A 16,411-nucleotide genomic window follows, 5' to 3' on the forward strand; every position below is an offset into this window, starting at 1 on the left:
CTTGCGGTCAGAGCTGCCCGAGATCTGCGCGCACCGCTTCGGCCTCTGCGGCTCCGCATGCTTCGAACTCCTGCAAGGCTTCCTGCCACGCGTTTCGAGTGCCGTCGACATCACCGGCCGCGGAGAGCGCGGCGCCGAGTCCGCGCAAGCTCGTCGCCGCCCCGTGCCGGTGCCCGATGGCACGGCGGTGCTCAGCTGCTTTCCGGAAGGTTGCGGCGGCCTCCGCGAACCGTCCTGCGGCCAGGCAGGCATCGCCCCGATTGTTCAGTACGAATCCTTCGCCCCATTGTTCGCCGACCCGCCGGTACAGCGCCACCGCTTCGTCGAACGCGATGAGGGCCTCGTCGATGTCGCCGCGCCCGCTGTACAGGAGACCGAAACCCGCTCGGGCATAGCCCATGCCGTTCGCGTCACCAGCGGCCGCCCGGAGGCGGAACCCCTCATGAAGCGGTTCCTCCGCCGAATCGAAGTCACCGAGGCGCAGGTGCGCGTACGCATGGCTGATCAGCATCATCCCGTAGAAGGGCTCGGTGTCGTCCAGCAACGACAGCGCCGCCGCTCGCTTCTCGATCGCCTCCTCGTACTGCTGCAACGAGTAGTGCAGCCCGGCCAAGTCCTCCAACAGATGCCCCTCGGCCCGCCGGTCCCCCAGCGCGCGAGCTGATCGCACTGCGATGCTGAAACTGCGCAACCAATCATCGGTGTGGCGGCGGAGGTTGAAGTAGTACATCAACGTGTAGGGCAACTGCCACGCGTGTTCGTGCAGCCCTTCAGCGGCGGCATGTTCGACGACCGCCACCAGGTTCGCGCGTTCCGCGTCCCACCATTCGATGCCCGCGTCGCTGGTGTCGAATTCCTTGGCACGGATCTCGGAATCCGGTGGATCCGGCACGAACAACCGCGAGTGGCTGGTCAGGCTGCGCTCGACACCGCGGCTCGTTCGCAGGTAATGGTCCACGAGCCTGCGCAGCGCCGCGATCCGCTCGGCCGCGTCCTCGTCCCGGGCTGCGCATTCGGCGGCGTAGGACCGCAGCAGATCGTGCATCTCGTAACGGTCGGAACCGCGCAGCTCTACGAGGTGGGCCTGCACCAGATCGCGCAGCACCCGGCGTGCCGCAGTCCGTTGCAACCCGGCGAGGGCCGCAACCGCGTCCAGCTCCACGTGCGGCCCGCGCAGCAGCCCGAACAGCCTGAACAGCCGTGCCGCTCCCTGCGGCAGCGACCGATAGGACCACGAGAACACGGCTCGCACGCCGGTCTCCCCGCCCATGTCCAGGGCGTTGAGGCGTTCTTGCTCGTCACCGACTTCTTCGACCAGCTCGGCCAACGGCACGCCCGGCATCTGCACCGCTCTGAAAGCGACCATGCTCAGCGCGAGCGGTAACCCGGCGCAGCACGTGATCAGCGCGTCGACCGCGGGTGATTCCGATGCCACGCGATCCGCACCGAGATGACCGGCCAGCAGATCCCTCGCTTGATCGTGGGGTAGGACTTCCAAGCTGATGCGGGAGGCTCCTTCGCTCATGACAAGATCGTCCAGCCGATTGCGGCTCGTCACCAATACCAGGCATCCGTCGCAGCCCGGAAGCAGCGGACGCACCTGTGCGGACGACCGCGCGTTGTCCAGCACGAGCAGCATCCGGCGCCCGTGCAGCAAGCTGCGCAACATGGAAGCCCGATTGCCGGGGTCCACCGGGATCGTGTCGTGCGCAACGTCCAACGCCAGCAGGAAATCGCGCAGGACGTCGGCAGTGGGCATCGGTTCCGCCGCAGGATCGAACCCGCGGAGGTTCACGTACAACTCCCCATCCGGAAATCGGTCGCGGACGTGATGCGCCCAGTGCACCACCAGACTCGACTTCCCGACCCCCGCAACACCGTCGATCATCGACAGCAGCACCAGCCCAGCAGCCGAACCGCCGTTGAGCAACGTGGTCAGAGCGTCCTGTTCGACGCCCCGGTCCACGAAATGCCGCAGCCGAGGCGGAAGTTGACGGGGAATGCTGCGCGCCGGTACATGAGGTTGGTGGAAGTGCACGTCGCCGTGGATCTGCCCTGCTTGCACGACGTGCCCCGACACCGAACCCGAGACGTCGTTGGACACGGCCGCGTCCTCGCCAGCACCTGTTCCGCTCATCTGTCCCAACCAGACGTTGTTGATCAACGATGGTCAGATTGCCACAGAGCGGAACCAGGTGGGCACCCATTGCGACCGATGCTGCCGAAACGCCTGAACGGAGCAGTGGAACCGAGTTGGCGGGCGAGCCGGGGCCGCGAACAGCGTGGAGCCGCAGTAGTACGCGCTCACGCGAGGGTGTCCTCGTCGCGGACGCGGAGGTCTTGGAGGAACTGGCGGAAGGCGCGGCGGCTGAACATCAGGACCGCGCCGAGGGGGCTCTTCGAGTCGCGGACCGCGATGCGCGCGGGCAGCGCCGCGACTTCGACGCACTCCTGCACCGTGCTGCGGCTGCTCTTACGCCAGGTGACGGTTCCGAGCTCAGCACTGGTGGTCATGTCCGCCTCCGCCTGGATCGGTCCGGGTGACTCCCCCACCAGTGAAACCGGGCGGGGCCGAGCGCCGCTAGCTCCAGGTGGGTGGACGGTCTCGCACGCGGCGTGATCGGCTCGGGGTGCTGCGCCCGGCCTGGTCAGCGGATCGTCGCGGTGAACCGGCGGAACGCCGCACGGGACACGACCAGCACCGGACCGGACGGAATGTTTCGAATCCCGCACGGCGACCTCGTCGGCCACCGCCGCGACTTCCACGCACTCCTCGGTGATGCTGCGGCTGCTCTTGCGCCAGGTGAGGTTCTCCGGCGCGCGATCGGTCATCCCGTCATCGCACGTGGTGCTTCGCGGGGCCGATGCGGCGGCCGGTGGCTCGAAGCTCAGGGGTTGCTCGCGGGGTTCGGTGGTTCCGCGTCGGAGCGCTGCCGTCCGTTGCGGATCGGTGGACCGGCCGAATAGGACGAATGGTTTTTTCTGGGCGTGGGTGCAGGGTTCTGGAAGTCGGGGGTGTTACCGCGTGATTGCATACCCCGGTGATTTCCAATGCCACGTTCCCACCAGGTATGTACTTAGAGCGAATTCTTCCCCAGTGGGAGCAGGACGAGGAACGCGACGCGATCATCGACGGCGCGGTGCGGTTCACCCGCGGACAGTCCCGCCGACTGCTCTTCCAGATCGGACACACGCTGCGCGAGCAGGGGCTCGGCCCGGGCGACGGCGTCGGGCTGTTCCTCACCAACCGCGCGGAATCGGCGCTGGTGGTGCTCGCGGTGCACCTGATCGGCTGCCGCGCGGTGATGCTGCCACCGGAACCCGGCCCCGGGGAACTCGCCGGGCTCATCGACCAGTCCGGGGCGCGGACCGTCGTCGTCGACCCCGCGCACGGGCAGCAGGCCCTGCGCGCCGCCGAACGCTGCACCAGCAGCCCCGCGCTGCTGAGCCTGGGCGCCGCCACCGACTCCTTCACCGACGCCGACCTGCTGGCGCTCGCCGCGCACCAGCCCGAGCACCGCCCCGAACCCGCACCGGAACCCGGCCCGGACGACGCGGTCACCGTCTTCTACACCGGCGGCACCCTCGGCAAGCCGAAGCTCGCCGCCCACAGCAGGAACCCCTACGACGCGATCGCGGCCATCGCCGAGATGATGCGCGCCGAGCGCTCGACCGGTGCCGACCGCGTCCTCGCCATCACCCTGCTCACCCACACCAGCGGGCACCTGACCATGCTGCACGCGTTCATGACCGGCTCACCGCTGCTGGTGCTGCCCGAATGGGACGCCGACGCCGCCTTCACCACCCTGCGCGACGAGAAGATCACCGCCACGATGCTGGTCCCGCCGATGCTGTACCAGCTGCTGGACCACCCGGACTGCACCCCGGGCGCGCTGCCCTCGCTGCGGCAGATCACCCTCGGCGCGGCACCGGTCGCCCCCGAACGGCTCCGGCAGGCCGTGGAGATGTTCGGGCCGATCATCGCCCAGGGCTACGGGCAGACCGAGTGCGCGGGCATCGTCACCATGCCCCCGCAGGAGCTGCCCGACCCCGCCGACCACGACTCCCCGCTGTGGCGCAGCTGCGGACGCCCCTTCCCCGGCACCCAGGTGCAGATCCGCGGCGAGGACGGCGAGGTGCTGCCGCAGGGCGAAGCGGGTGAGGTCTGCTCGCTCAACCCGATGCGGATGCTCGGCTACTGGAACGACCCCGAGCGCACCGCGGTCGCCGTCGACGCCGACGGGTGGCTGCGCACCGGCGACATCGGCTACCTCGACGCCGACGGCTACCTGTACCTGGTGGACCGCGCCAAGGACATCATCGTCACCGGTGAGGCCGGCGGGAACGTCTACAGCCGCCTGCTGGAGGACTTCCTGCACACCCTGCCCGGCGTGCGCCACGCCGCGGCCGTCGGCATCCCCGACGAAGCCGTGGGCGAACGGGTGCGGCTGTTCCTCGTCGGCGAGGACATCGACCTCGACGCCGTGCCCGCCGCGGTCACCGCCGAACTCGGCACGACCTACACCCCGCACGACGTGGTGCTGGTGCCCGAACTGCCGACCACCCCGATCGGCAAGGTCGACAAGAAGGCCCTGCGCGCCCTCCCGGAACCCGCGCTCGCCCGCTGAGCCCGTCCCGGCGCCCCGCCGCGAGCCGGTGGGGCGCCGGTCAGGCCGGGGTGACCGGTTCGCCTCGGGTGAGCACGAGGCGCTGGCGGCGCAGGGCGTGCACGTCGGCGCTCGGGTCGCCGTCGACGACGAGCAGGTCGGCGTCGAAACCGGCGGAGACCCGGCCCACGCGGTCCAGGCCCAGGGCCGCGGCCGCACCGGCGGTGGCCAGCTCCACCACCCGGCCCGGCGTCCAGCCCACGGCCTCCACGTAGTACGACAGCGCCCCGGCGTAGTCGTCGAACACCGAGGTCGGCACGCCCGAATCCGTGCCGGGCAGGAACGCCACCCCGCGCTCGTCCATCCAGCGCACCCGCTGCACCGCCTCGGCGAACCGCTGCTCGCCGACGAACTCGGCGAACCCGCGCCAGTCCGGCGGATACGCGTGGCAGACCGCGATGCCGCGGGCGCTGATCTCCCGGGCCACCTCGTCGCGCAGGTCCGGTCCCGAGTTCTGCTCGCCCTGCCACGAGCAGTGCTCGATGGTGGACACCCCGGCGGCGACGGCGGCCGCGATCGACCCGGTGCCGTGCGCGTGCGCGGCCACCGGCAGGCCCGCGGCCGTGGCCTCCTCGACCACCACCCGCAGCTCCTGCCGGCTGAACTGGGCTGCCCAGGTCGGCGGCGAATCCGGAGTCATCTGGCCACCGGAGGCCATCACCTTGATGACGTCGGCGCCCAGGGCGGCGTTGTGCCGCACCTGCGCGCGGATCGCCTCGATCCCGTCGACCTCGCCGCCGAAGAACCAGCAATGCCCCTTCGGCGGCGTCAGAGGCGCGGCGGAGCCCAGCAGTCGCGGGCCGGTGAGTTCGCCCCGGTCGATCGCGTCCCGCACCCGCAGCACCAGCCCGCGGCGATCCCCCAGGTCGCGCAACGTCGTCACCCCGGCCCGCAACGCCCGCTGCGCCCGCCCCACGACCCCGAGCAGCAGTTCCGCGTCGTCGGCGTCGAAGTAGTGCGCCAGCATCGCCATGCTCGCGTCCCACACCAGGTGCGCGTGCCCGTTGATCAGGCCGGGCAGGATCGTCGCGCCCGGGAAGTCGCGGCGCTGCGCGCCTGCGGCGCCCGGGTGCCGGTCGAGTTCGGCGCGCGGCCCGGCGGCGACGATCGTGGATCCGTCCACCAGCACCGCGCCGTCGGGGATCCGGTCCCCGTCCGGGCCGGTCAGGACCAGATCAGCGGTCAGCAGCAGCACGAGGAGACCTCCGACGAGCACGGCGCGCAGCCACGGCCTGGTCCGGCCGGGAACGCGGGCGAGCACCCGCCACCCCAGTGATCCGGCGAGCGCCGCCGACCCTACCGAGACCCACCACCCCGGCGGGCGGCATTCGCGAAACTCACCGGGCGGACACCGGCGAGCGGACTGGCAAGATCACCGGGTGCGTTTTCACGCCGATCTGCACGTCCACTCGAAGTACTCCCGCGCGTGCAGCAAGGACTGCGACATCGAGCACCTGACGTGGTGGGCGCGGCGCAAGGGCATCGCCGTGGTCGGGACCGGCGACCTCACCCACCCCGCCTGGTTCGCGCAGCTGCGGGAAGTCCTCGAACCCGCCGAGCCCGGGCTGCTGCGGCTGCGCCCGGAGCTGGACCGGGAGATCACCGCGGCGATGCCCGCGAACTGCGGCGGTGACGTGCGGTTCATGCTCTCCTGCGAGATCTCCACGATCTACAAGTACGGCGAGCACACCCGCAAGATCCACCACCTGTGCTACCTGCCGGACTTCGCCGCCGCGGAGGAGTTCTCCCGCCGCCTCGGCCGGATCGGCAACCTCGCCTCCGACGGGCGGCCCATCCTCGGGCTCGATTCCCGCGATCTGCTGGAGATCACCCTCGAATGCGGCGGCTACCTGGTGCCCGCCCACATCTGGACGCCGTGGTTCGCGGTGCTGGGTTCCAAGGCCGGGTTCGACTCCGTCGACGCGGCCTACCGGGACCTCGCCGGGCACGTCTTCGCCCTCGAAACCGGCCTGTCCAGCGACCCGGAGATGAACTGGCGCGTGTCCGGGCTCGACCGCTACACACTGGTCAGCCACTCCGACGCGCACTCCCCGCCGATGCTGGGCCGCGAGGCCACCGTGTTCGACACCGACCTCGACTACTACGCCATCAAACGCGCGCTGGAAACCCGCGACGGGTTCGCAGGCACCGTCGAGTTCTTCCCCGAAGAGGGCAAGTACCACCTCGACGGGCACCGCAAGTGCGGGGTGCGGCTCGAACCCGCCGACACCGAAGCCCGCGCCGGACGCTGCCCGGAATGCGGGAAACCGCTCACCGTCGGCGTGCAGCACCGCGTCGACGACCTCGCCGACCGCGCCGCCGGCGTCCGCCCGGATGGGGCCGCCGGGTTCCGCAACCTCATCCCGTTGCCGGAGATCGTCGGCGAGATCCACGGCGTCGGGCCCAAGAGCAAGAAGGTCTTCGGCGCCGTGTCCGACCTCGTCGCCGCCCACGGGCCCGAACTGGGCATCCTCGACGACGTGCCGCTCGACGAGCTGCACCGCAGCGACCCGCGCGTCGCCGAAGCCATCGGACGGCTGCGCGCCGGGGAAGTCGTGCGCGACGCCGGGTACGACGGGGAGTACGGCACCATCCGCGTGTTCCAGCCCGCCGAACTCGCCCGCCTGCGCAACGGCGACTCCTACAGCCTGTTCGACGACGACCTGTTCGCCCCCGCCGAAGCGCCCCGGCAGCCCGTCGCCGCCGAACCCGAGCCCCGGCCGGAACCGGCCGAGGCTCCCGCCACCGCACCGGAAGCGCCCGCGCACGGCATCCTCGCCGGACTCGACCCCGACCAGCGCGCCGCCGCCGGAGTCCCCGCCGGGCCGCTGCTCATCGTCGCCGGGCCCGGCACCGGCAAGACCCGCACCGTCACCCACCGCCTCGCGCACCTCGTCCTCGAACGCGACGTGCCCGCCCGCGACTGCCTCGCGATCACCTTCACCCGCCGCGCCGCCGACGAACTCACCGAACGGCTGCACGCGCTCATCGGCCCCGACGCCGACGACATCACCGTCGGCACCTTCCACTCCTTCGGACTCGGCTTCCTGCGCGAACACCACGACCGCCTCGGGCTCACCGCCGCCTTCGGCGTCGCCGACACCGCCCGCAAGCACGGCGTGCTCACCGAGATCACCGGCGACGAGACCGCGGCCCGCGCACTCGCCCGCGGCCTCACCGACCCCGGACCGGCCGACCCAGCGCACGCCGAGGCCGCCGCCCGCTACCGGGCGCGGCTGCGGGAACTCGACCTCGTCGACTTCGACGACCTCGTCACCGAACCCGTGCGGCTGCTCGAAGCAGACCCGCAGCTGACCGCGGCCTACCGCGACCGGTACCGGTGGATCACCGTCGACGAGTACCAGGACGTCGACGACACCCAGTACCGGCTGCTGCGCGCCCTGGCACCGCCGGAGGCGAACCTGACCGCCATCGGCGACCCCGACCAGGCCATCTACTCGTTCCGCGGCGCCGACGTCGGGTTCTTCCTGCGGTTCGAACAGGACTACCCCACCGCGCCCGCGCACGCGCTGACCCGCAACTACCGCAGCGGCCGCCACATCATCGACACCGCCGTGCGCGCCATCGCTCCCGGCACCCTCGTGCCCGGCCGAGCCCTGCACGCCGCCTCCCCTCGCGAGGCACACCGCGTGGTGCGCCACGACGCCGCCGACGAACGCACCGAAGCGGCGTTCGTCGCCCGCACCATCGACGGCCTGCTCGGCGGCTCCTCGTTCCACTCCCTCGACAGCGGCCGCGTCACCGGCGACGGGCCCGGCGGCATCGGGTTCGACGACATCGCCGTGCTCTACCGCACCGACGCCCAATCCCGCGTGCTGCTCGACGAGTTCGCCCGCGCCGGGCTGCCGGTGCAGAAGCGCTCCCACGACCCGCTGTCCGCCCGCGCCGGCGTCGACCTGCTGCTGGCCGAACTCGCCCACGTCGCCGACCGCGACGGCAGCGCCCTGGACGAGCTGCGCGCCGCCGCGACCACCGTCGTGTTCAGCGTCCCCGACGAAACCCAGGCCGACGTGCACGGCGCGGTCGAACTGCTGACCCCGCTCGCCGCCCGCTGCGGCGACGACCTCGCCCGGTTCCGCCGCGAAGTGGTGCTCGGCGCCGAGGTCGACGCCCTCGACCCGCGCGCCGAAGCGATCTCCCTGCTGACCCTGCACGCCTCGAAAGGCCTCGAATTCCCGGTGGTGTTCCTCGTCGGCTGCGAGGACGGGCTGCTGCCGCTGAGCTGGCCCGGCACCGCACCCACCGCCGAGGAGATCGCCGAAGAACGCCGCCTGTTCTTCGTCGGCGTCACCAGGGCCCAGGACCACCTGTGGCTCACCGGCGCCGCGCGGCGCACCCGCCACGGCCAGGTCCGCGACCGCACCCCGTCGCCGTTCCTCACCGGCCTCGGCGACGCCGTCACCCGAGCCGAGGCACCCGCCCCGCGCAAGGCCCGCGCGACCCAGCTCAGCCTGCTGTGAGGAGCGCGGGCTGCACGCGCTGAGCCGGCACCGGGGAGCGTGCTCGCCGCGTGCGGCCACGTCGGCGGCTTCGCGGCCGGACGGAGCGCGCTCACCGGGCTCCGGCGCTCAGCCCCGCGCGTCGTCGATGAGGACGCGTTCGACCAGCGTCCGCCAGCTCTCGACCAGGCTCACCTCCGCGCCCGGTGCGGGCTCGGCCGCGTCCGGGCGCAGGTAGAACAGCACCGGCCCCTCCAGCGCGGCCGAGAGCTGGAGGGCGAGGCCGTCCGGCTCCGGCACGTCCGCCTCGCCGAGCAGCATCCTGACGTGCAGCCGGGTCAGGCTGATCCCGGAGCCGACGTCCGCCCGTCCGGGACCCGCGGCCGCCTGCGCGAACGCGTGGTGGCGCAGCAGGTACGGGATGCGTTCCCGGCCGTAGGCGATGAGCCGCTCGGCGGGACCGGCACCGGGCCCCAGCGGCGGCGGCCCGGACAGCACCCGCTGCTGGAACCGGCTCTCGTCGTCCTCCAACAGGGCGCGGAAGATGCCCGCGCGGCTGCCGAAGCGCCGGAACACGGTTCCCTTGCCCAGGCCCGCGCGCTCGGCCAGGCCGTCCATGGTCACCTTCTCGACGCCGTGCTCCGCGATCAGCTCGCGCACGACCGCCAGCAGGTGCTCGCGGTTGCGCACCGCGTCGGCACGTTCCGCGCGCGGCTTCCCGAAGGGCACGACATCCACACCGGCGAACCTACCCCGGAACAAAAGCGGGGTACGGTCCGTTTATCGTTCCGGGTGTGACGACGGGTCACGCACCGCACCACCGCAAGGAGCCGCACGCATGAACCTCTTCCGCCTGGACGCCAGCATCCTGCCCGGCACCTCCACCAGCGCCGAGCTCGCCGACCTCGCCGAAGCCGAATGGACCGCGGCCCACCCCGGCGCCACGATCACCCGGCGCCACCTCGCCGCCGAGCCGCTGCCCGCCGACGCGTGGACATCGGCCACCACCGCCGGATTCACCCCCGAAGCCGACCGCACCCCGCAGCAGCGGGAAGCCCTCGGCCTGGCGGCAGCGCTGGCCGACGAACTCCGCCACGCCGACGCGGCCATCTTCGCCGTGCCGATGTACAACTTCGGCGTCTCCCAGCACTTCAAGACCTGGGCCGACCTGGTCATCGCGGGCGCGGGCCCCACCGACCCGCTGCTGGCGGGCAAGCCCGCGGTCCTGATCACCACCATCGGCGGCGGCTACGGCCCCGGCACCCCGCGCGACGGCTGGGACCACTCCAGCCCGTACCTGCAGCGCATCCTCGGCGACGTCTGGCAGGCCGACCTCACCTTCATCAAGCGCGAGCTGACCCTCGCCGCGAGCAACCCCGCGATGGAGGCCCTGCGCGACCTCGCCGAGCAGCAGCACGCCGAAGCGCAGGCCGCCGCCCGCGACGCGGGCAAGGCCCTCGCCGACCGCTGAACCCGCAGCGGTGCCCGCGCGACGTCGAGCGGACGCGGGCACCGCAACCAGGCCGCGGCCTCAGAGCAGGCCGGACGGCGCCTCGTCGAGACCGAGCAGCAGGACGCCGTAGTCGTCCTCGACGACGTGCGAGGTGAACTGCACGTGCCGCGACCCGACCGCGAAGTCCCGCCAGAACCGCTGCAGCGGATTCGCGCTGTCCAGGCCGGTGGAACCGTGCAGGTCCAGCAGCTCTTCCAGCGCGCCGCGGCATTCCCGCACCGCGGTGATCAGGTCCATCCGCAGCCGGGCCCGCTCCTCGGCCGGCAGGGCCTCGCCGGGCGAGGCGGATTCGAGAGCCTCGGCGATCCCGAGCATCCGCCGCCGCGCGGTGTCGATCGCGTGCGCGGCGACCGCGAGGTTCCTGCGCGCACCGGGCGAATCGGCCATCGTCGAGTGCGCCGGGTTCGGCGAGGTGCGCTTGCCGACGACCTCGGTCACCACGTCCAGCGCGCCGCGCGCGGCACCCCACAGCGGGGCGAACAACCCGACCGCGATCGCCAGGTTCGACAGCGACGCCCCGATCCGCGCCAGGTCCAGCAGGTGCGTGTCGGGGATCCACACGTCCTCGCCGACCAGGGTGTGGCTGCCGGTGCCGCCCAGCCCCGCCATGTTCCAGTCCCGCTCGACGGTGAGATCGCGGGTGCGGGCGAACACCGCGGCGGGCTGCGCCGGGCGATCCCCCTCCGCCGGGAACCGCACCGACAGCATCGCCCACTCGGCCAGCTCGCAGCCCGACGCGTACGGCCACCGCCCGGAGACGCGCAGACCGCCGGGCTCGCGGACAGCGGTGCCGGTGCGCGCCGAGGAGCACACCACGGCGTCGACGTCGCGGAACGCGTCCGCGTACGCCTCGTCGGTGGTGCCGATCTGCAGCAGGCTCTTCGCCTCGCAGGTCGTGGCCGCCACTCACGCCGTCGACGGGCAACCCCGCCCGAGCTCGGCCAGGAACCGGACCCGCGTGGTGAGACCGGCTTCGAGCCCGCCGTCGGCTCGGCGCACGCCCAGGGCGAACGCGCCCGCGGCCCGGGCGGCGGCCGCACTGGCATCGGTGATCCGCCGATCCCGCTCGGTGACCGCGGCGTCGGCCGCCGCCTGCTTCGCCGCGGTTCGAGCGGCATCGAGCAGCGGGACGGCCGCGCCGTCGAGGATGTCAGTCGTCATGAGCTCGGCAACATTCCATGATCGACATCTATTCCCGGGATGCGGGAAACCGGTCAGCGGAATCCGCAGCGGCTCGTCCCCGCCGGGGACCGGCGCTGCGCCTCAGCCCGGCAGGTCCCCGCGTTCGACGCGGTACTGCTCGACCAGCACCTCGTGCTCCGCCGCAGCACCCCGCCGCAGCACGACCTCCCGCCCGGTCAGCCCCCGGACCCGCTCGGCGAGCCGCTCGGCGACCTCGGCCGAGGCGATGATCGCGACGACCAGGCACACTCCGGTGCCGGTGTCGCGCACGGTGCACGTCCACGGCACCTCGCACGGCCCCCGGTGCTCCGGTTCCGGGCACAGCAGCAGCGCGATCGGCTCCTGCCACGCCAAGGCCTCCCGCGTCGAGGTACACCCGTGGACCTGCACCTCGTGCACACCCGCTTCTCCCATGCCCACCACCCTCGGACATCGGACAGCCCGGAACATCGGGGATGCCACCGACCCGGCACCGGGGCCGTCCGGCTCGACGCCTCCCCGACGACCCCGGCGAACTGCTCCGCTGCCCCCGCAGGTGAGCACCTGCTCCGGTGCGCGAACCGGGAGCCGGTTGATCCGCCGGTGACACTCGATGGACGGGAACCAGCTACGCGCGCTTCGACCAGCGATCGCGAGCCCCCATCGCCGAGCGGCCGGTGTTCTTCGTGGCCACGGCCCCGCCGGCCGCAAGACCGACGCCGAGTGCGCCGCCCACTGCGCGGCCGAGGAGCACAACGGCACCGGCATCGACAGCCGGCCCGCCCGGCCGCTGCCCCGCAGCTAGCCTGCGCACACGACACGACCGGGGGTTCGGATGCGGGCACTGCTGGCCACCATGGGAACGCGCGGCGAGGTGCAGCCGCTGCTGGCGCTGGCGCGCGCCCTGCTCGACCACGGGCACCGCGCGCAGGTCGCCGTGCCACCGGACTTCCGCGGCCACACCGAGCGCCTCGGAGTGCCGGCGCTCGCGCTCGGGCCGCCGATGCGCGGCTCCGACTGGGACCTGACCACCGATGCCGGTCGCCGCCGCGCCGCCGAGGACACCGTCGCCGCCCAGTTCGCCGTGCTGCCCGCGGCCGCGGCCGGAGCGGACGTGCTGGTGGGCGCCGGGTCGTTGGCGATCGGCGTGCGCTCGGCCGCCGAACTCGCCGGGACCCGCTACGTCCACGTGCACTACTGCCCGGCGACGCTGCCGTCCCCGCGCCACCCGCCCGCCCCGTGGCCGGGCTGGCCGCAGCATCCCGCGGGCGGCAACGCGCAGCTGTGGGCCGCCGACGAGCGCCGGTGGGACACCACCTGGGGCGAACCGCTGCGCACCCACCGCGCCGCCGCCGGACTCCCACCGATCGGCGGCGTGCGCGCCCACGTGTTCGGGGATCGGCCGTGGCTGGCCGCCGACCCGGTCCTCGGCCCGTGGCCCGGTGACGAGGTGCACCGGACCGGGGCGTGGCTGCTGCCCGAACACCGCCCGCTGCCGCCCGAAGTCGTCGACTTCCTCGACAACGGTGATCCCCCGGTCCACTTCGGACTCGGCAGCAGGCCTGCCGCCGCGGACGATCTCGCCCAGGCCGCGGTCGAGGCGGCCCGGCGAGTCGGGCGTCGCGCGATCATCTCCCGCGGCTGGGCCGGGCTCGACCCGCCGGCCGGGGACCACCTGGTCGTCGACGACCTCGACCACCAGGTCCTGTTCCCGCACGTCGCCGCCGCCGTGCACCACGGGGGCGCGGGCACCAGCACCGCGGCCGCCCGCGCCGGAATCCCGCAGGTCCTGCTGCCGGAGGTCTACGACCAGCACTACTGGGCCCGGCGCGTCACCGAGCTCGGCATCGGCGCCGCACACCCCGGCACGCCCACCGCGGACTCACTCGCCGCCGCGCTGCGCACCGCGCTCACCGGTGCAGAACGCGCCCGGCACCTCGCAAGCCGGATCACAACCGACGGCGCCCGCATCGCAGCCCGAGACCTCGCCCGGCCGGGCTGAGCGGCCGACGCCCCCTACCGATCGCCACCCGCTCCGGGAGGGCGTCTGCGCGCCGAACGCGCAAGGCGATCGGCGAACGCCGCGACGTGCTCGCGCAGCTCGGCGGGACGCTCGATGACGAAGGGCAGGTCCAAGGCGGCGAGCACGCCCGGCACCCAGTCGAGCCGCTCCGCCCGCAACTCCACCCGGCACCACCCCGGCTCGTCCACGGCCTCCGAGACGACCGCGAGCCCCGCGGGCAGCCCGCCGCGGACCCGCCCGGCCTCGCCCTGCACCAGCAGCACCACCTCGTGCCGGTGCGGGGCGGTGGCCAGCCCGGTCAGCACCCGCTGCGCCGCGTCCACCTCGCCCGGCGGGTCGAACGAGCCGGTCAGCGGCGTCGCCGCCGAGATGCGGTCCAGCCGGAAGTTGCGGTCCGCGCCGACCCCAGGATCAACACCGGTCACGTACCAGCGGCCCGAGTGCGCGACGAGCCCGTACGGGTGCAGGGTGCGGTCGCTGCGCCTGCCGTCGGCGGCGGTGTAGCGGATCGACACCGGCCGGTGGTGGCGCACCGCATCGGCGATCGCCAGCAGCACCGCCGCCTCCGGCACCGGGGGATCCGCGGCCGCGCTGGTGAAGGCGAGGGAGCCGAGCACCGCATCGAGCCTGCCCCGCAGCCGCTGCGGCAGCACCCGCCGGATCTTCGCCGCCGCCGTCTCCCCGGAGGCGCCCGTGGCCGTGGCCAACCCGGCCCGGCGCCCGGCGACCAGTCCGAGCAACACCGCCAGCGCCTCCTCGTCGGTGAGCATCAGCGGCGGCAGCCGGTGCCCGGTGGCGAGCCGGTAGCCGCCGTAGCGGCCGCGCACCGACTCCACCGGCACCTCCAGGTCCAGCAGGTGATCGACGTAGCGGCGCACCGTGCGCTCGTCCACCCCCAACCGGTCCGCGAGCTCGGCGACGGGGCGGGTGCCGCCCGACTGCAGCAGTTCCAGCAGGGCCAGCACGCGAGCGGTGGGTCGGGGCACGCCCGAGATTCTCCCTCCGATACCGGGCGGGTTCCGCCCGGTATCGCTCGTAGCGTGCGGCTGACAAGCACCGAACGAACAGGAGCACCCGTGGACTTCGCCTCGATCCGCATCATCACCGCCGACGTCGCCCGCCTCGCCGACTTCTACGAGCGCGCCACCGGCATCGCGGCCACCTGGGCCACCGCGGATTTCGCCGAGATCAACGCCCCCGCGGCGACCCTCGCGATCGCCGGCACCCGCACCGTCCCGCTGTTCGCTCCCGGCTCGGCGCAGCCCGGCGAGAACCGCAGCGTCATCATCGAATTCCTGGTCGCCGACGTGGACGCGGTGCACCGGAACCTCACCGGCGTCGTGCCCGAGTTCGTCACCGAACCCACCACGATGCCCTGGGGGAACCGGGCGCTGCTGTTGCGCGACCCCGACGGCAACCTCGTCAACTTCTTCACCCCCGTCACCCCGGAGGCCATCGCGAAGTTCGCCCGCTGATCAGGTGGCCGGATTCACCCGGGCCGGGCGCTGGTCGCTGAGTAGGTTCGGGGCATGGACGCCGAGGAACCCAGCCGGACCGCGCTCGCGACCGCCCGCGCCCGCGCCTACCACCAGGTCGCCGACCGGCCGCTGATCCTCGTCGACCCGCTCGCCGGGCCCCTGCTCGGCGTCACCGACGACGAGCTGGCCGCGTCCGGCGAGCCCGCCGAGGACCGCATCGACAGCCGGGCGCGCCGGTTGTTCTTCGCCGCCCGGGCCCGCTTCGCCGAGGACCGCGTGGCCGCGGCCGCCGCAGCCGGGGTGCGGCAGGTCGTGGTCCTCGGCGCGGGCCTGGACACCTTCGCCCACCGCAACCCGCACCCCGGGCTGCGCGTGTTCGAAGTCGACCACCCGGCCACCCAGGCGTGGAAGCGCGAGCGCCTCGCCGCGGCCGGGATCCGGCGGCCCGAGACGATGACCTTCGTGCCGGTCGACTTCGAAACCGATGCGCTGGCCACCGAACTGGCCGCCGCTGGATTCGACCGGGCCGCACCGGCCGTGTTCGTGTGGCTCGGCGTCGTGTTCTACCTGAGCCCGGAAGCCGCGCACGACACCCTCGCCTACATCGCCGGCCAGGCCCGGCCCGTCGAGGTCGTCTTCGACTACCTGCGACCCGCCGGCACCGACGCGGAACGGGCGCGGCTGCGGCGGCGCGCCGAACGGGTCGCCGCCCTCGGCGAACCCTGGCACAGCCTGTTCACCCCCGAGGACATCGCCGCGCAGCTGCACGGGCTCGGGTTCACCGAGGTCGAGGACCACTCCGCCACCGAACTCGTCGCCGGTTACCTCGACGGGCCGGCGGAATTCGACGGCGCGCCGCCCGAGGCGCTGCGCGCGAGCCGCCTCCTGCGCGCCCGCCGCTGAGCGGACCCGCCGCGCCCGGAGGCAACGGCGCCCGCAACACCGGGTTCGGCTCGCCCGGCGAGGAACCGGCCGCCATCGAGCGGCGGCAACGCGGCCCGCCTGTTCCCCGGCTCGCCTGACCAGCCCATGATTTCGTCACCGTGACTCAACTGAATCATGTCCAGGCATCCGCGAAGATCGTCGCGGATCGGACCCGGCGCGACTTC

14 protein-coding genes and 1 pseudogene are annotated in these 16,411 nt (G+C 73.1%); 6 read left to right on the top strand and 9 right to left on the bottom strand.

Features of this window, described 5'->3' with window-relative positions; genetic code table 11:
• Positions 1 to 7 precede the first annotated feature (7 nt).
• From H1226_RS13470 to H1226_RS13480, 3 genes and pseudogenes are all read right to left on the bottom strand, one after another.
• Positions 8 to 2,164: an ATP-binding protein gene (locus H1226_RS13470; RefSeq protein WP_258349282.1), complete on the bottom strand. Its 2,157-nt coding sequence runs from the start codon at positions 2,162 to 2,164 to the stop codon at positions 8 to 10.
• A 140-nt stretch (positions 2,165 to 2,304) separates the two neighbouring features.
• On the bottom strand, positions 2,305 to 2,514 hold the full coding sequence (locus tag H1226_RS13475; protein ID WP_258349409.1) for a DUF397 domain-containing protein: 210 nt from the start codon (positions 2,512 to 2,514) through the stop codon (positions 2,305 to 2,307).
• A 210-nt stretch (positions 2,515 to 2,724) separates the two neighbouring features.
• Positions 2,725 to 2,832 (bottom strand): annotated as a pseudogene (locus H1226_RS13480) (DUF397 domain-containing protein); the annotation flags it as partial.
• A 239-nt stretch (positions 2,833 to 3,071) separates the two neighbouring features.
• Here H1226_RS13480 and H1226_RS13485 point away from each other — a divergent pair.
• Entirely contained in the window at positions 3,072 to 4,628 is a 1,557-nt protein-coding gene (locus H1226_RS13485) for a class I adenylate-forming enzyme family protein (RefSeq protein WP_258349283.1), read from the top strand.
• Positions 4,629 to 4,668: 40 nt separating this feature from the next.
• Here H1226_RS13485 and H1226_RS13490 read toward each other — a convergent pair whose 3' ends face one another.
• Positions 4,669 to 5,928: an amidohydrolase family protein gene (locus H1226_RS13490; protein WP_258349284.1), complete on the bottom strand. Its 1,260-nt coding sequence runs from the start codon at positions 5,926 to 5,928 to the stop codon at positions 4,669 to 4,671.
• 118 nt (positions 5,929 to 6,046) lie between these two features.
• Between H1226_RS13490 and H1226_RS13495 the strand changes: the two genes are divergently transcribed.
• Positions 6,047 to 9,148, top strand: a complete 3,102-nt coding sequence (locus H1226_RS13495) for a UvrD-helicase domain-containing protein (RefSeq protein WP_258349285.1) — start codon at positions 6,047 to 6,049, stop codon at positions 9,146 to 9,148.
• A gap of 108 nt (positions 9,149 to 9,256) precedes the next feature.
• Here the strand turns inward: H1226_RS13495 and H1226_RS13500 are convergent, their stop codons facing one another.
• A complete protein-coding gene (locus tag H1226_RS13500) occupies positions 9,257 to 9,865 on the bottom strand; it encodes a TetR/AcrR family transcriptional regulator (protein WP_258349286.1) in 609 nt (202 codons plus the stop codon).
• A gap of 100 nt (positions 9,866 to 9,965) precedes the next feature.
• Here H1226_RS13500 and H1226_RS13505 point away from each other — a divergent pair, with 100 nt between their 5' ends.
• Positions 9,966 to 10,598 (top strand): FMN-dependent NADH-azoreductase, encoded by a 633-nt coding sequence (locus H1226_RS13505; RefSeq protein ID WP_258349287.1) that lies wholly within the window; start codon positions 9,966 to 9,968, stop codon positions 10,596 to 10,598.
• A gap of 60 nt (positions 10,599 to 10,658) precedes the next feature.
• Here H1226_RS13505 and H1226_RS13510 read toward each other — a convergent pair whose 3' ends face one another.
• The 3 genes from H1226_RS13510 to H1226_RS13520 form a co-directional block, all read right to left on the bottom strand.
• Positions 10,659 to 11,546, bottom strand: a complete 888-nt coding sequence (locus H1226_RS13510) for an acyl-CoA dehydrogenase family protein (protein ID WP_258349288.1) — start codon at positions 11,544 to 11,546, stop codon at positions 10,659 to 10,661.
• Positions 11,547 to 11,801 (bottom strand): acyl-CoA dehydrogenase family protein, encoded by a 255-nt coding sequence (locus H1226_RS13515; RefSeq protein ID WP_258349289.1) that lies wholly within the window; start codon positions 11,799 to 11,801, stop codon positions 11,547 to 11,549.
• 102 nt (positions 11,802 to 11,903) lie between these two features.
• Positions 11,904 to 12,236, bottom strand: coding sequence for a hypothetical protein (locus tag H1226_RS13520; protein WP_258349290.1), 333 nt, complete (start codon positions 12,234 to 12,236; stop codon positions 11,904 to 11,906).
• 400 nt (positions 12,237 to 12,636) lie between these two features.
• Here H1226_RS13520 and H1226_RS13525 point away from each other — a divergent pair, with 400 nt between their 5' ends.
• Positions 12,637 to 13,803 carry a glycosyltransferase gene (locus H1226_RS13525; protein WP_258349291.1) on the top strand — a complete coding sequence of 389 codons (1,167 nt, stop codon included), beginning with the start codon at positions 12,637 to 12,639 and terminating at the stop codon, positions 13,801 to 13,803.
• Between the two features lie 14 nt (positions 13,804 to 13,817).
• On the opposite strand, the gene H1226_RS13530 is transcribed toward H1226_RS13525, so the two are convergent.
• Complete coding sequence (locus H1226_RS13530; RefSeq protein WP_258349292.1) at positions 13,818 to 14,810, bottom strand: helix-turn-helix transcriptional regulator; 993 nt, start codon at positions 14,808 to 14,810, stop codon at positions 13,818 to 13,820.
• A gap of 90 nt (positions 14,811 to 14,900) precedes the next feature.
• Between H1226_RS13530 and H1226_RS13535 the strand changes: the two genes are divergently transcribed.
• Both H1226_RS13535 and H1226_RS13540 read left to right on the top strand, forming a co-directional pair.
• On the top strand, positions 14,901 to 15,299 hold the full coding sequence (locus tag H1226_RS13535; protein ID WP_224968212.1) for a VOC family protein: 399 nt from the start codon (positions 14,901 to 14,903) through the stop codon (positions 15,297 to 15,299).
• Between the two features lie 54 nt (positions 15,300 to 15,353).
• Positions 15,354 to 16,205 (top strand): class I SAM-dependent methyltransferase, encoded by an 852-nt coding sequence (locus H1226_RS13540; protein WP_258349293.1) that lies wholly within the window; start codon positions 15,354 to 15,356, stop codon positions 16,203 to 16,205.
• Positions 16,206 to 16,411: the final 206 nt, after the last annotated feature.

The sequence above is a fragment of the Saccharopolyspora gregorii genome (assembly GCF_024734405.1).
Taxonomy (GTDB): domain Bacteria; phylum Actinomycetota; class Actinomycetes; order Mycobacteriales; family Pseudonocardiaceae; genus Saccharopolyspora_C; species Saccharopolyspora_C gregorii.